Raw genomic sequence first — 15,597 nt, 5'->3', positions numbered from 1 at the left:
AACGGCATTCGCGGCAGCTTTTCCGCCGACAATAATTTTTTGCGGTCAGGGGTTTACAAGGTAAATGCCCGCCCGTATAGTTCGCGCCCACAGCGTCGAGCAGACGTTGTAACACGAAGCAGATGATGATTCATCGGTTTCTGTGCCCAGGTGGCGGAATTGGTAGACGCGCTGGTTTCAGGTATCAGTGACTTAACGGTCGTGGAAGTTCGAGTCTTCTCCTGGGCACCAAATTCGTGAAGTGGATTGATAACCCACTTTGCAAATAACGGATGCAACGCTCCGTGTCGGTGACGACGAACATTGCTGCAGTGCCCAGGTGGCGGAATTGGTAGACGCGCTGGTTTCAGGTATCAGTGGCTTAACGGCCGTGGAAGTTCGAGTCTTCTCCTGGGCACCAAAATTCAAAAAACCGAGTCTCATGGCTCGGTTTTTTATTGCCTGCAGAAAAGTACTGGCCTGAGTGCAGCGAGGCGCACCGGGCGCCTCTTCCAGCGATCAAACCTTGAACTGCCCCAGACTGGCCTTGAGCTGCGCCGCCAACTCATCCAGCGCGCGCGCATTGCCGGCAATTGCCGCCACCGCCTCGGCCGCATGCTGCGCTTCGGCATGGATGATCTCGACGCGACCACGCACCGCCCCCGCCCCCTCCGCCTGATGCGCCGCAGCCTGAGTCGCAGCATTGATGGCGCCATGCACCTCGTCCACCGACTGCTGTACAGACTGCTGCAGACGCGCACTGTCGCGCAGTACCTGCAAACCCTCGCTGCCTTGCGCCCCCGCCTGGGCGATTGCGCTGACCGCCTCCTGCGCGCCACGCTGCAAGGCGCTGATGTGGGTCTGGATATCGCCAGTGGACTGCTGCGTCTTGCTCGCCAGCGCGCGTACTTCGTCAGCCACCACCGCGAAACCGCGCCCGCTTTCCCCGGCACGCGCGGCCTCGATGGCCGCATTGAGCGCCAGCAGGTTGGTCTGCTCGGCGATGGACTGAATCACCGTCAGCACCACCTCGATCTGCTCGCTCTGCTTGGCCAGCCGCTCGATCACTGCCGAGCCATCGGCCACACGCGCCACCAACCCCTCGATCAGCGATGACAGACGCTGCGCGATCACCGCATTCTCATGCGCCGCCTCACGAATGGTATCGACGCGCTGCAATGCCTCCTGCATGGCCTGGCTTTCCGCCTGCGCCTCATCAGCCATTTGCTCCAGAGCCTGCAGGCTGCCGGCCACCTCGTCACGCTGGCGACCGGCCGCCGACTCGGCTGCGGCGCCACGCTGAGTGAGGCTACGGATCTGCTCGCCCGTGCGCAGCGCCACACCACCGGACTCACGCACGATGGGCTGCAGCTTGTCCATGAAGCGATTGACCGCCCCCGCCATCTCCCCCACTTCGTCCTGACTGCGGATATCCACCCGCCGCGTAAGATCGCCCTCGCCAGCGGCCAAGTCATTGAGCGCATCACTGAGCAGACGCAGGCGACTCAGCACTCGCCAACCGAGCACGAGCGCCACCACCACCAGCGCCAGCGCGCCAACCAGGAGCAGGCCCAGGGCGATATTCCAACGCAGCCCATCCGCCGCCTGGCGCACCGACTCGCCACCATTGCGCGCCATTTGCTGGGTGTAGCGCTCGGCAGACTGCAGGCGCTCACGCAGGGTTCGCGTCGTCTCCTCCGAAGCACCCGAGAGACTGCTGTCGACCAGCTTGCCAGCACCGTCGACCAGCGCATTGAAACGCCCGTCGAGCGCCTGCAGCTCACGCTCGACCACATCGAGCGACAGGCCCATCTGGATCTTGCCGATGGACGCCCCCATCGGATTGATGTCCGCCTCGACGATATAGACATTGGGATTGCGCGAGGCGGCGTCGACCAGCTTGTCGAGCGGAGACGTGCCCTGACCGGCAGCGATCAACTCACGCACCTGCGCATTACTGCGATTGAAATTACGCGTCAGACGCTTGCCATCGGCATCGTAGATGACCGCGAAGAGCACGGCCGGGTCCTGCTGCGCGATACGCGTCAGCGCCGTCAACGCTGGGATATCCAGATCCCAGATGGACTTGGGCGCGACCCCGGCCAACAGCTGCGCGAGCGATTGACCGGACTGCTTGAGACTCCCCTCCAGCACACTGCGCAATTGCGCCTGCTCACCCTTGAGCTGCGTCGTAAGGCCTTCGGCCAGGCGCGAGCGGGTATTCTGCGAAAGCGCCGTGAGTCCCTGGCTCATCTCCTGTTGCGCAACGTTCAGCTCCTGCCCCAGACGCAGACTCTCACCGCCCAGGCGCTGGGCAAGATCCTCGACCATGTCGTTCACCGAGGCGCGCATCAACCACACGGCCAGCCCCACCTGCACCAGCATGGCCAAGCCGAGCGCGATGAACACCGGACGCAACAGACGACTGCGCAACATCGAAATAATGGCGAACACTGACAGCTCTCCTCAACGAACCTGATCGCTATAACGGCAACTTTGACGATTTGTTGAACGCAGGCAAGCTTCGTGCCCGTTATTCGGATACAAAAAGACCGCCCGAAGGCGGTCTTTTGGCGGATCGAACAATCTCGATCAGGCGAACGGGTGACGCAGCACGATGGTTTCGTTGCGATCCGGGCCGGTGGAGATGATGTCGATCGGCGCGCCAACCAGCTCTTCCACACGCTTGATGTAAGCGCGGGCAGCGGCCGGCAGGTCTTCCAGGGTCTTGGCACCCAGAGTGGACTCGCTCCAACCCGGCATTTCCTCATAGACCGGCTGCAGGCCGATGTAGCTGTCGGCATCGGTCGGCGCATCGACCAGCACCTGGCCGTCAGCGTCCTTGTAACCGGTACAGATGCGGATGGTTTCCAGACCATCGAGCACGTCCAGCTTGGTCAGGCAAAGGCCGGAGATACTGTTGATCTCGATGGCACGACGCAGAATCACGGCGTCGAACCAGCCACAACGACGGGCACGACCGGTGGTGGCGCCGAACTCGTGACCACGCTTGGCCAGGAAGGCACCGATGTCATCGAACAGCTCGGTCGGGAACGGGCCAGAGCCAACACGGGTGGTATAAGCCTTGGTAATACCGAGGATGTAGTCCAGGTACAGCGGGCCGAAACCGGAGCCAGTGGCGATGCCGCCAGCCGTGGTGTTGGAGCTGGTGACGTAGGGGTAGGTACCGTGGTCGATGTCCAGCAGGGAGCCCTGAGCACCTTCGAACATGATGTCCTTGCCCTCACGACGCAGGTCATGCAGCACGGCCGTCACGTCAGCCATCATCGGCTTGAGCAGCTCGGCGTACTCCATGCACTCGTCCAGGGTTTTCTGGAAGTCGATGGCCGGCTCTTTGTAGAAATTGACCAGCTGGAAGTTGTGGTAGTCCAGCAGCTCACCGAGCTTGGCGGCGAAACGCTCGCGGTGGAACAGATCCCCCACGCGCAGACCGCGACGGGCCACCTTGTCTTCGTAGGCCGGGCCAATGCCGCGACCGGTGGTGCCGATCTTGGCGTCGCCACGAGCCTTCTCGCGCGCCTGGTCCAGCGCGACGTGATAGGACAGGATCAGCGGGCAGGCCGGGCTGATGCGCAGGCGCTCACGCACCGGAACGCCCTTCTCTTCCAGCTTGGTGATTTCGCGCATCAGCGCGTCAGGCGCGACGACCACACCGTTGCCGATCAGGCATTCGACGCCTTCACGCAGAATGCCGGACGGAATCAGGTGCAGGACGGTCTTCTCACCGTCGATCACCAGGGTGTGGCCGGCATTGTGGCCACCCTGGTAACGCACGACCGCGGCAGCCTGCTCGGTGAGCAGGTCGACGATCTTGCCCTTGCCCTCATCACCCCACTGGGTGCCCAGGACGACGACATTCTTACCCATAAACTTGTCCTCTTCGCGCAAGCTTCGATGCCGGCCGCTCTGGCCGGCGAAAATGAATTCAGGACGCCAGGGGCGTCACCTGCCAACGTCCATCGTGCAGCGCCAGCAGGCGATCACAGCCCGCTTCGCGCGCATCCGCCTCGCTCTGTCCGGGCAGCGCCTGTACCACGCGCTCACCCTCACCACGCAGACGACGAACGGCCTGCCACAGATAAAGGTCATGATTATCCGGTGCCCAGACGCCACTGACCGTGTCGTCCAGACGCATGTCACCCAGGGTCACCAGGGTTTTCAGGTCGGTCGAGAAGCCCGTGGCCGGGCGCGCCCGACCAAATACCGCACCCGTGTCGTCGTAACGACCACCCTGCGCAATGGCACCACCCTCACCCGGAACGAAAGCGGCGAACACCACACCGGTGTGGTAGTTGTAGCCACGCAACTCGCCGAGGTCGAAGTACAGCGGCAGCTCCGGATAACGCAGCTCCAGCGCATCGGCGATGGCCACCAGCTCATCGAGCGCAGCGTGGACCGCATCCGGCGCCTCGACCAGCGCGGCCTGGGCCAGATCCAGCACCTCGCGCCCACCGCACAGCTCGCCCAGCGAACGCAGCATGCTACCCAGCCCTTGCGGCAGTGCGGCGGTCAGGGTTTCGATTTCGTCCATGGCCTTGCGCTGCAGCGCATCGAACAGCTGCTGCTCGGCTTCGCCAGACAGACCAGCGGCACGCGCCAGCCCGCGGTAGATACCGACATGGCCAAGATCCATGTGCACGTCCGGCACCGCCGCCAGCTCAAGGGTCTCGACCAGCAGGCTGATCACCTCGATATCGCTGGCCGGGCTGGCGTCGCCATAGAGCTCGGCGCCGAGCTGGATCGGGCTGCGCGACGTGGTCAGCGCACGCGGCTTGGCGTGCAGTACGCTGCCGGCATAGCACAGACGGCTCGGACCTTCGCGGCGCAGGGTATGAGCGTCGATACGCGCCACCTGCGGCGTGATGTCGGCACGAAAGCCCATCTGCCGACCGGACAGCGGATCGGTGACCTTGAAGGTGCGCAGGTCAAGATCCTGACCGGCGCCAGTCAACAGAGATTCCAGGTACTCGATATGGGGGGTAACGACGAACTCGTAACCCCAACGCTGGAACAGGTCCAACACCTGGCGGCGTGCCGCCTCGATGCGCGCCGCTTCCGGCGGCAGTACTTCTTCGATGCCATCTGGCAGCAGCCAGCGGTCTACCGTTGCCATTTCGCCATTCCCCTCTCGATCCGGGCGGCACAAGCCTTCAGTGAAGCAGATATAGAAGGGCAGTCCCCAGCAACATGCTGGTCAGCCCCATAAGACGCAGTCGGCGGTCGGGCAGACGAGCCGCCTGCAATACCGCTCCGCGCCAGTGGCGCGGACAGAGGAAAGGCAGGATGCCTTCCAGCACCAATACCAGACACAGTGCGATGCCGAGTTCCTGCCACATGATTCCCACAGACGCAAAAAAGCCGGGATTTTCCCGGCTGCCGCATCATACCACGTTTTACCTTGCGGTCACCCTGGCGACGCATCGCGCCGCCAGGGCTGCCGGTCAAGGCTTGGATTTTTCCAGGTAGCGGAAGAAGTCGCTGCTTGGATCCAGTACCAGTACGTCGCGCTTGTCCGCGAAGCTTTCACGGTAAGCACGCAGGCTGCGGTAGAAGGAGTAGAACTCCTGATCCTGGCCGTAAGCCCGAGAGTAGATCGCAGCCGCCTGAGCATCACCATCACCGCGCAGCTCTTCAGCTTCACGATAGGCTTCAGCCAGCAGGACGCGACGCTGACGATCGGCATCGGCGCGGATACCTTCGGCCAGCTCACGACCCTTGGCACGGTGCTCACGAGCCTCACGCTCACGCTCGGTGCTCATCCGCTCGAACACGCTGCGGTTCACCTCACGCGGCAGGTCGATGGTCTTGACCCGTACGTCCACCACCTCGATACCCAGCTCACGCTCGGCAGCACGATTGAGGGACGCCGTCACATCGGCCATCAGTGCATCACGCTCACCAGACACCGACTCATGCAGGGTGCGCTTACCGAACTGGTCACGCAGCGATGCCTCGAGGCGGCGCGCCAGGCGCTCGTCAGCCACTTGCTTCAGACCAGAGGTGGACTGATAGAAACGCTCGGCATCCTTCACTCGCCACTTGGCATAGGCATCAACCATCAATGCCTTCTTCTCCAGAGTGAGGAAGCGCGATGAAGTCGAATCCAGCGTCAGCAGACGACCATCGAAGATGCGCACCTGGTTCACGTAAGGAATCTTCACATGCAGACCCGGCTGCACGTCCGGATTGACCACACGCCCGAACTGCAACAGCACCGCACGTTCGGTTTGCGCCACGATATAGAAGCTGTTCCACGCCACCAGGGCCAGAACCACGGCCACGATCAGGCCGATCAGGGACTTGTTGTTCATCAACGGCCCTCCCGGGTACGCAGGTTACGCTGCGACAGATCGCTGCTTAGCGGCACGGCTGGATCCCGCGTTGCCGAAGTGCTGCTGTTGGTAGAACTGGAAGACGAGGAGCCGCCACGGGCGTCGATCATCTTGTCCAGCGGCAGATAGAGCAGGTTGTTCTGCCCCTTGTCGCCAGTGACCAGAACCTTGCTGGTGTTGCTCATCAATTCTTGCATGGTGTCCAGATACAGACGCTCACGAGTCACCTCCGGCGCCTTGCGGTACTCGGCGACCAGCTTGGTGAAACGATCAGCCTCACCCTGGGCGCGAGCGATGACTTCGTCACGGTAACCGTTGGCCTCTTCCAGCAGACGCTGGGCCTGACCACGCGCTTCCGGAATCACACCATTGGCGTAGGACTCGGCCTGGTTCTTCTCGCGCTGCTCGTCTTCACGGGCACGGATCACGTCATCGAAGGCTTCCTGAACTTCACGCGGCGCCGCAGCGCTCTGGATGTTCACCTGGGTGACGGTGATACCGGTCTGGTAGTTGTCGAGGAAACGCTGCAGGCGCTCACGCACCTCGGTAGCCATCAACTCACGCCCTTCGGTCAGCACCTGATCCATCTCGGTGGAACCCACGACGTGGCGCACGGCGCTGTCGGTCGCATTCTGCAGACTGACTTCCGGCTGGTCGACGTTGAGCACGAAGTCCTGCAGGTTGCTCACACGGTACTGCACAGTCAGCGGCACCTCGATGATGTTCTCGTCCTCGGTCAACATGGCGCCCTGCTTGCTGTAGGCACGCTCACGCGTCACGTTTTCCTGGAACTTGCGATCAATCGGCGGGAAGTAGATGTTCAGGCCGGGACCCACGGTCTCGTGGTACTTGCCGAAACGCAGCACTACGGCCTGCTCCTGCTCGTCCACCACATAGATCGCGCTGTATAGCCAGACTACCGCCAGCAGGCCGAGGCCCACGAACAGCAGACCGAAGCCACCGCCGCCACCACTGCGCCCGGAATCGTCATCACCACGCTTCTTGCCGCCACCGAACAAGCCGTTGAGGCTTTCTTGCAGCTTGCGGAACGCTTCATCGAGATCCGGCGGGCCCTTGCGTCCACCGCCTTTGCGGCCGCCCCAAGGGTCTTGATTGTTCGAGTTTCCACCCGGCTCATTCCAAGCCATAGCGTTCTCCGTACTGATAAAGCAAAGGCGCGCCCACGGCGCGCCGGCCAATGCTACCCAAAGCCCTATGGTGACAGCAAAGCCACCACTACAGGCTTTATTGCAAAGTATGTTGCTCGATGAAGACCTGAGGCTCCAAACCCTCACGACTCACCAGGCGATTGAGCTCGACTCGCGGCAAACGTACCGACAGCAAACTGTGCCCAAGCTCATCATGCTCTTCGCCCTGCACCGCCCCCAACGCAAAAAACTGCGCACGCAGCCGCCCCAATCGTTGCGGCAACTGCAAGGTCGCAACGAACAGATCCTCGCCCAGCAGCTCTGCCACGGCCTGTCGCAGCAGCTCCAGACCACGCCCTTCGCGAGCCGAAAGCCAGACGCGAACCGGCTTACCATCTCCATCGCGCTGGATCTGTGGCTCGACACCTTCCAACAAATCCAGCTTGTTGTACACCTCGAGCATCGGCAGCTCGCTCGCACCGATCTCCTTGAGCACCGCCTGAACCTGCTCGATCTGCGCCATGCGCTCCGGCTCATGGGCATCGATCACGTGGAGCAGCAGGTCAGAGTTGCTCGACTCTTCCAGCGTAGCGCGGAAGGCCTCGACCAGCTTGTGCGGCAGATGACGAATGAAGCCCACGGTGTCGGCGAGCACGATCGGACCGAGGTCATCGAGCTCCAGACGACGCAGGGTCGGATCAAGCGTGGCGAACAGTTGGTCAGCCGCGTAAACCTCGGAGGTCGTCAGGGCGTTGAACAGCGTGGACTTGCCGGCGTTGGTGTAACCCACCAGCGAAACCGAAGGGATGTCCGCACGCTTGCGCCCGCGACGCGCCTGCTCACGCTGACTGCGCACCTTCTCCAGCTTCTGCTTGATCTGACGAATGCGCACACGCAACAGGCGGCGGTCGGTTTCCAGCTGGGTTTCACCCGGACCACGCAGGCCGATACCCCCCTTCTGCCGCTCAAGGTGAGTCCAGCCGCGCACCAGGCGCGTACTCATGTGATCGAGCTGAGCCAGCTCGACCTGCAGCTTGCCTTCGTGGGTACGCGCGCGCTGGGCGAAGATATCGAGGATCAGGCCAGTACGATCGAGCACGCGGCATTCGAAGGCGCGCTCGAGGTTGCGCTCCTGGCTGGGTGTCAGGGTGTGATTGAAGATGACCAGATCGGCATCGATGGCCTTGACCTGGTCGCGCAGCTCCTCGACCTTGCCGCTGCCGATAAGGAACTTCGCAGTCAGGCGACTGCTGGGCACACGAAAGAAAGCGACCATGTCAGCGCCTGCCGACATGGCCAATTCTTGGAACTCCTGGGGATCTTCGCTCGCCTCGGAGTCTTGGCCTTCCAGATGAACCAGGATGGCCCGCTCACCGCCCTCATGACGCTCGAAGAACAATGCAACCCCCTATTAGGCGTTACCCGGCTCGCCATCGCCCTGCTCGGCATCGCCAGCGCTCGGCAGGCGGACCGGACGGCTTGGTACGACGGTGGAAATGGCATGTTTGTAGACCATCTGGCTGACGGTGTTCTTCAGCAGGATGACAAACTGGTCGAAGGACTCGATCTGGCCCTGCAGCTTGATGCCGTTGACCAGATAGATGGAAACAGGGACGCGTTCCTTACGCAGGGTATTCAGGTAAGGGTCTTGTAGCGAATGCCCTTTTGACATGTGCCGCACTCCTTTCAAGGATCAATTTTCAATAATTTTAGTAAGTAAACAATGGCTTCAGACCGTCCTACCCCCAAGGATAGACGGCCAGCGGCAAGGTCTCACTTCAATATGGAGACGCTTTCCAGGTATTTCAAGGCGCGAGACAGATTGTCGCAGGCCAGACTGTCCAGCCACTCCAAACCATCCCAACCACGTAGCCAAGTGAACTGACGCTTGGCCAACTGCCGAGTGGCGATGATGCCGCGCTCGACCATCTCGTCCCGGGACAGCTCGCCATCAAGGTATTCCCATACCTGGCGATAACCCACCGCCCGTATAGACGGCAATCCCGCGTGCAAGTCACTTCGTCTACGCAGGGCTTCGACCTCTTCGACGAAACCCTGTTCCAGCATCACCCGAAATCTCTGCGCAATGCGCTCATGCAAAACCTGACGCTGCGCCGGTGCGATAGCAAGCTGAGCAACAGTATAGGGTAATTGTCCGACACCCGATGTGCCCGTATCGGGATTTCCAGCAGCCTGTCGTCGGCGATGCTCGGTCATGCTCAGGCCGCTCACGCGATAGACCTCCAGCGCCCGGGTCAGACGCTGCGGGTCGTTGGGATGGATGCGCGCCGCAGACTCCGGGTCGACCAACGCCAACTCGCGATGCAGCACTTCCCACCCCTCGCTCGCCGCCCGCGCCTCCAGCTCGGCGCGAATGGCCGGATCGGCACTAGGCATGTCGGCCAAGCCTTCCAGCAATGCCTTGTAGTACAGCATGGTGCCGCCAACCAGCAGCGGAATACGCCCACGCGCCGTACTTTCAGCCATAGCAGCCAGGGCATCGGCGCGAAACTCGGCTGCCGAATAACTCTCGGCCGGGTCGCGAATGTCGATCAGGGCATGAGGAAACTCGTCAAGAACGGCTCTCTCAGGCTTGGCCGTGCCGATATCCATACCGCGGTAGACCAGCGCCGAGTCAACGCTGATCAGGTCACATGGCAGCACACGCGCCAGCTCCAGAGCCAGGTCGGTCTTGCCGGCTGCGGTCGGGCCCATCAGAAAGATTGCAGGAGGAAGCGAAGACATCGGCATGACTCGAAACACCAAGACGGGAGAAAGAAGCCCTGCAAACCGGGCCTCACCAGCTCGATTACTGGCCGCGCATGAACAGTTTGTCGAGCTGATCCATGCTCAGTTGCGTCCAGGTCGGACGACCGTGATTGCACTGACCACTGCGCTCGGTCTGCTCCATGTCCCGCAGCAGAGCATTCATCTCGGGAATGGTCAGGCGCCGGTTGGCGCGCACCGCGCCATGGCAGGCCATGGTCGCCAGCAACTCGTTGAGATGCGCCTGAATACGGTCGCTGGTGCCGTACTCCAGCAAATCGGCCAGCACGTCGCGCACCAGCTGCGTGGCCTCGGCCTGCTTGAGCAGCGCAGGAATCTGGCGAATTGCCAAGGACTCCTCTCCGAGTCGCTGCAGCTCGAAACCCAGACGCTGGAACCACTCGCCATGCTCTTCGGCGCAATCCGCCTCGCGCTGGCTGAGGGCGATGGACTCGGGCACCAACAGCGGCTGCCCACGCAGGCCTTCGCTGGCCATGGCATGTTTCAGGCGCTCGTAGGTAATCCGCTCATGGGCAGCGTGCATGTCCACCACCACCATGCCCTGGGCATTCTCGGCGAGGATATAGACGCCCTTGAGCTGCGCCACCGCATAGCCAAGCGGCGGGATGTCGCCCTGCTCCTGCGGCATGGGCTGGACCTGGGCCGTCGGCAATGGCGAAAAATATTCGCGATACGCAGCCTGGGCTTCACCAGTCGATACACCCGGGCTACCTGCTGGTTGCTGGTATCCGGCGCCGCTGCCCCGCCAGGCCGGTTGTACGCTGGCGGCAGGCGTTTCAAGAATGCTGGCCGCCAGGCCCATTTCGCCCTGCGGGCCAAACTCCCCGGCAGCCTGGCCGCTCGGGCGCAGCATGGGCGATACGGCGGCCGGAGCGGCCACCTGGTCTTCCGGGCGCACATCGGCCAGAGCGCGATGCAAGGTGCCGTAGAGAAAGTCATGAACCATGCGACTTTCACGGAAACGCACTTCGTGCTTGGTCGGGTGGACGTTGACGTCCACCGTCGCCGGATCGATTTCCAGAAACAGCACGAACGTCGGATGACGTCCGTTGAACAGCACGTCGCGATAGGCCTGGCGCACCGCATGGGCAACCAGCTTGTCACGCACCATGCGCCCATTGACGTAGAAGTACTGCAGGTCCGCCTGACTGCGAGAGAAGGTCGGCAGACCAACCCAGCCCCACAACCGCAGGCCGCCGCGCTCGATCTCGATCGGCAGCGCCTGCTCGAGGAATGCCGAGCCGCAGACCGAGGCAACACGGCGCGCGCGACTGATATCGTCATTCGCTTCATGCAGGCTGAGCACGGTCTTGCCGTTGTGACGCAGATGGAAGCCGACGTCGAAACGCGCCAGCGCCAGACGCTTGATCACTTCCTGCAGGTGGTCGAATTCGGTTTTCTCGGCGCGCAAGAACTTGCGCCGCGCCGGGGTATTGAAGAACAGGTCACGCACCTCCACCGAGGTGCCCACCGGATGCGCGGCGGGCTGCACCCGCGGCTCCATGTCGCGCCCTTCGGTTTCCACCTGCCAGGCCTGATCGGCGTCGGCGGTACGCGAGGTGAGGGTCAGGCGCGACACCGAACTGATCGACGCCAGCGCCTCGCCACGAAAGCCCATGCTGAGCACGGCCTCGAGGTCTTCCAGAGCACGGATCTTGCTGGTCGCGTGGCGCGCCAGTGCCAGCGGCAGGTCGTCAGGGGCGATACCGCCACCATCGTCGCGCACCTTGAGCAGCTTGACGCCGCCCTGCTCGACTTCGACATCGATACGCCGGGCACCTGAGTCCAGGCTGTTCTCCAGCAGTTCCTTGGCGACCGAAGCCGGACGCTCGACCACCTCACCCGCGGCGATCTGGTTGGCCAGGCGCGGGCTGAGCAAATGAATACGGGACATGACACTCACTACTGGGCCGCCAACGCTGTGGCGGGTATCTGCAATGTCTGGCCAACCTTGATCACGTCGCCTTTGAGCTTGTTGGCACCACGCAGCGACGCCAGGCTGATCTGGTAGCGCTGAGCGATCAGCGCCAGGCTCTCTCCGCGCGCCACCACATGCTCTCGCGGGCCGGCGGCAATCTTGCCTTCATCACGCAGCCAGGCAACGTAGGTGCCGGGCGGCGGGTTCTCGTGGAAGAACTGTTTGACCCCGGACGTGATGGAGCGCGCCAGCGCCTGCTGATGGCTAGCCGTGTGCAGCTTTCTCGCTTCATTGGGATTGGAGATGAATCCGGTTTCCACCAGGATCGAAGGAATATCCGGCGATTTCAGCACCATGAAGCCCGCCTGCTCGACGCGGCGCTTGTGCAGCGGGGTGATGCCGCCCATGTTCGACAGGACCTTCTGCCCGACGTTGAGGCTGGATGACAGCGAGGCAGTCATCGACAGATCCAGCAGCACGCCGGCGAGCATCTTGTCCTTGTCGTCGAGGCTGACGTTGCCGGCACCACCGATCAGGTCGGACTGGTTCTCGGCGTCGGCCAGCCAGCGCGCGGTTTCGGAAGTAGCGCCGCGTTCGGACAAGGCATAGACCGACGCACCGAAGGCCGACGAACGCGGCGCGGCATCGGCATGGATGGACACGAACAGATCGGCGCCCTTCTTGCGCGCGATCTCGGTGCGCTTGCGCAGCGGGATGAAGTAGTCACCGGTACGCACCAGCTCGCCACGGAAGCCTTTCTCGGCATTGATCTGCCGCTGCAGCTCCTTGGCGATGGCCAGGGTCACGTTCTTTTCGTACTGCCCCTTGACCGGCGAGAGCGCGCCGGGGTCTTCACCGCCGTGGCCGGCATCGATGGCCACGACGATATCGCGCTTGCCATTGGGCACGGGCGTCAGCTTGGGTGGCGGCTGGGTCGGCGTGACCGGCACGGGTGGCGCACTGGCGGCAACGCTGGGCACCTGCGTAGCCGGCGGCGCACTGCCCTGATCGAACAGATCGACCACCAGGCGATGGCCATACTGCTGATTCGGCGCCAGGGTGAAGCTCTTCGGTGACACCGGCGCAGAAAGGTCGATGACCACGCGCAGGTCATCGGCGCTGCGCTGGGCAGAACGCACACCGGTGATCGGAGTATTGGCGAGGGAAAGCTGGTCGAGATTGGTGGCCAACTTGGCGCCACTGACGTCGATAACGATGCGATCCGGCGCGCTAAGGGTGAACACGCTGTGCTGCACCGGGCCGGACAGGTCGAAGACCAGGCGGGTATTGTCAGGGGCACGCCACAGGCGTACGCCACGCACATCGGAGGCAGCGAACGCCTCGGCAGCCAGGGCCACCAACAACACCCCAACAGCGGTAACCAGCGCGCCTATGCGCATAACCAACCCCATCGCTTCTTATTCATTGCTTGCCGCTCAGGGCCTTGCACCAGGCCTCCCCACGAGCCCCGTGCCCCTGCAGCAACAGCGAACGGCCGCTCGCTTGGGGGCTAATGGTAATGTCCATGTCCGGCTTTGGCAAAACGCCCGCACCACGCTGCGGCCACTCGATCAGGCACAGGGCATCACCTTCGAAGTAATCGCGGATCCCGAGGAACTCCAGTTCTTCGGGGTCGACCAGGCGATAAAGATCGAAGTGAAAGGCGCGCAGATCACCGATTTCATAGGGCTCGACCAGGGTGAAGGTCGGGCTCTTGACCGCACCGGCGTGGCCCAGGCCGCGCAGAATGCCACGGGAAAGGGTGGTTTTGCCGGCGCCCAGGTCGCCATGCAGATAGATGATGCCGACGCCACCACTGGCCTCAGCGATCCGCGCGCCCAAGGCCATCATCACGGCCTCCTCAGCCGCTTCGAGCTTCACTTTACACAAGGACACAACTCCTCCAATAACTGACGAATGGCGCCGGACAGATCACCGGCAGCCAACCCACGCCCTTGCGCGGCGAGCATTTCGCCAGCTCGCGCATGCAGCCATACCGCCAGGCAGGCGGCATCGTATGCGGTCATCCCCTGCGCCAGCAGCGCGCCGACCAGGCCTGCCAGGACATCGCCCAGCCCCGCACCAGCCATCGCCGGATGACCGCGATCGCACAACGCCAAACGCCCGTCCGGCGCCGCGATCAGGCTGCCAGCGCCCTTGAGCACCACGACCAGCCCGAAACGCTGCGCCAGCGCCCGCGCCGCAGCCGGTCGATCAGCCTGCACCTCGGCAGTATCGACGCCCAGCAAACGCGCGGCCTCACCCGGATGCGGGGTCAACACGCCCTGACGCGGCGACGTGACCTGCCCGGCAGCCAGCAGATTCAGCGCATCGGCATCCCAGACCTGCGGCGCATCGAAAGCACAGACGCCAGACAGCAAACTGCGCGACCAAGCGCCCTGCCCCAGGCCTGGGCCTACTACGCAGACATCGGCGCGCTCGATCAGTGCCAACAGCTGATTGGCCGAAGCCACCGCAGCACACATGATTTCGGGGCGCCGCACCAGCGCCGCCGCGACATGTTCGGCTCGCGTCGCCAGAGACACCATGCCGGCACCAGCGCGCAGCGCGCTATCGGCGCACAGCAGCGCAGCGCCGCCCATGCCCAGATCGCCGCCCACCACCAACAGGTGGCCGAACTGCCCCTTGTGCGCCAGCGCCGAACGAGCAGCCAGGCGCGGCAAGTTCCCCGGATCGAGGCGCAGCGCCTCGCAGGGAGCATCTGCCAACAGCTGCGCGTCGCCCTGCAGGCCGTCGAACTGCAGTTCGCCGCACAGCTCGGGGCCAACGCCCGTCAGCAGGCCCAACTTGAGGGCGATGAAGGTCATGGTCAGATCGGCGCGCACCGCCACACCCAGCCGCGCGCCAGTATCCGCATGCAAACCGGAGGGGATATCCACGGCGAGCACCGGCAACGCGCTCTGATTGAGCATGCGAATCGCCTGGGCATAGGGCTCTCGCACCGCACCACTGAGGCCCGTACCGAGCAAGGCATCGACCACGACCCCAGCCAAGGGCGCGCATTCGCTCCAGGGCAGAATTTCCACAGCCGCACGCCGGGCTTCGGCGCAGGCCTGGGCGGCGTCACCACTGAGCGCGGCCGGATCCCCTACCGCCAGCACGCGCACGCGCCAACCCGCGCGCTGCGCCAGGGCGGCGATCAGATAACCATCACCAGCATTATTGCCACGCCCAGCCAGCACGGTGATTTCGCCCGCTTCCGGCCAGCGCCTGCGCAGGGCACGCCAGGCAGCATGGGCGGCACGCTGCATCAATTCGAAACCAGGCGTACCAGCTGCTATCAGCTGGGCATCCAGAGCGCGCACCTGTTCAGCGCTGTGCAGGCTCATGGGCAAAGAAGCGGGAAGTGGATGCATGACTCGCTCACGACGGATGTCTGGCAGAATTATAC

Annotated in this window: 13 protein-coding genes and 2 tRNA genes; 2 read left to right on the top strand and 13 right to left on the bottom strand. The window is 63.2% G+C overall.

All coding sequences use genetic code 11. The annotated features are described in order from the left end of the window. The first annotated feature begins 144 nt into the window (after positions 1-144). Together PCLY_RS01355 and PCLY_RS01350 are read left to right on the top strand one after the other, a co-directional pair. Positions 145-231, top strand: a tRNA-Leu gene (locus PCLY_RS01355). An 82-nt stretch (positions 232-313) separates the two neighbouring features. Continuing rightward, positions 314-400, top strand: a tRNA-Leu gene (locus tag PCLY_RS01350). 98 nt (positions 401-498) lie between these two features. On the opposite strand, the gene PCLY_RS01345 is transcribed toward PCLY_RS01350, so the two are convergent. From PCLY_RS01345 to PCLY_RS01285, 13 genes are all read right to left on the bottom strand, one after another. Continuing rightward, positions 499-2,433, bottom strand: a complete 1,935-nt coding sequence (locus tag PCLY_RS01345) for a methyl-accepting chemotaxis protein (RefSeq protein WP_061237450.1) — start codon at positions 2,431-2,433, stop codon at positions 499-501. A 138-nt stretch (positions 2,434-2,571) separates the two neighbouring features. After that, the gene (locus tag PCLY_RS01340) at positions 2,572-3,867 is read right to left on the bottom strand and encodes an adenylosuccinate synthase (protein ID WP_061237449.1); all 1,296 of its coding nucleotides are present in this window, start codon (positions 3,865-3,867) and stop codon (positions 2,572-2,574) included. Between the two features lie 58 nt (positions 3,868-3,925). Next, complete coding sequence (locus tag PCLY_RS01335) at positions 3,926-5,113, bottom strand: ATP phosphoribosyltransferase regulatory subunit (protein WP_061237448.1); 1,188 nt, start codon at positions 5,111-5,113, stop codon at positions 3,926-3,928. Positions 5,114-5,150: 37 nt separating this feature from the next. Further along, positions 5,151-5,336, bottom strand: a complete 186-nt coding sequence (locus PCLY_RS01330; protein WP_061237447.1) for a DUF2065 domain-containing protein — start codon at positions 5,334-5,336, stop codon at positions 5,151-5,153. Between the two features lie 105 nt (positions 5,337-5,441). Further along, the gene (hflC, locus tag PCLY_RS01325; RefSeq protein ID WP_061237446.1) at positions 5,442-6,311 is read right to left on the bottom strand and encodes a protease modulator HflC; all 870 of its coding nucleotides are present in this window, start codon (positions 6,309-6,311) and stop codon (positions 5,442-5,444) included. Next, complete coding sequence (gene hflK / locus PCLY_RS01320) at positions 6,311-7,480, bottom strand: FtsH protease activity modulator HflK (RefSeq protein WP_061237445.1); 1,170 nt, start codon at positions 7,478-7,480, stop codon at positions 6,311-6,313. Before hflK ends, hflC begins: the two co-directional genes overlap by 1 nt. A gap of 97 nt (positions 7,481-7,577) precedes the next feature. Beyond that, complete coding sequence (gene hflX, locus PCLY_RS01315; RefSeq protein WP_061237444.1) at positions 7,578-8,879, bottom strand: ribosome rescue GTPase HflX; 1,302 nt, start codon at positions 8,877-8,879, stop codon at positions 7,578-7,580. Between the two features lie 12 nt (positions 8,880-8,891). Further along, complete coding sequence (gene hfq, locus PCLY_RS01310; RefSeq protein ID WP_061237443.1) at positions 8,892-9,152, bottom strand: RNA chaperone Hfq; 261 nt, start codon at positions 9,150-9,152, stop codon at positions 8,892-8,894. Positions 9,153-9,253: 101 nt separating this feature from the next. Continuing rightward, on the bottom strand, positions 9,254-10,225 hold the full coding sequence (miaA, locus tag PCLY_RS01305; RefSeq protein ID WP_061237442.1) for a tRNA (adenosine(37)-N6)-dimethylallyltransferase MiaA: 972 nt from the start codon (positions 10,223-10,225) through the stop codon (positions 9,254-9,256). Positions 10,226-10,289: 64 nt separating this feature from the next. Further along, a complete protein-coding gene (gene mutL / locus PCLY_RS01300) occupies positions 10,290-12,161 on the bottom strand; it encodes a DNA mismatch repair endonuclease MutL (protein ID WP_061237441.1) in 1,872 nt (623 codons plus the stop codon). Between the two features lie 8 nt (positions 12,162-12,169). Then, on the bottom strand, positions 12,170-13,597 hold the full coding sequence (locus tag PCLY_RS01295) for an N-acetylmuramoyl-L-alanine amidase (protein WP_197432117.1): 1,428 nt from the start codon (positions 13,595-13,597) through the stop codon (positions 12,170-12,172). 10 nt (positions 13,598-13,607) lie between these two features. Continuing rightward, a complete protein-coding gene (tsaE, locus tag PCLY_RS01290; protein ID WP_061237514.1) occupies positions 13,608-14,075 on the bottom strand; it encodes a tRNA (adenosine(37)-N6)-threonylcarbamoyltransferase complex ATPase subunit type 1 TsaE in 468 nt (155 codons plus the stop codon). Next, positions 14,063-15,562, bottom strand: coding sequence for an NAD(P)H-hydrate dehydratase (locus PCLY_RS01285; RefSeq protein ID WP_061237439.1), 1,500 nt, complete (start codon positions 15,560-15,562; stop codon positions 14,063-14,065). Before PCLY_RS01285 ends, tsaE begins: the two co-directional genes overlap by 13 nt. Positions 15,563-15,597: the final 35 nt, after the last annotated feature.

This window comes from Ectopseudomonas composti (assembly GCF_001567565.1).
In the GTDB taxonomy this organism is placed as follows: Bacteria; Pseudomonadota; Gammaproteobacteria; order Pseudomonadales; family Pseudomonadaceae; genus Aquipseudomonas; species Aquipseudomonas composti_A.
Note: the sequence above shows the minus strand (reverse complement) of the source record. Positions and strands in the feature narration are given on the sequence as shown.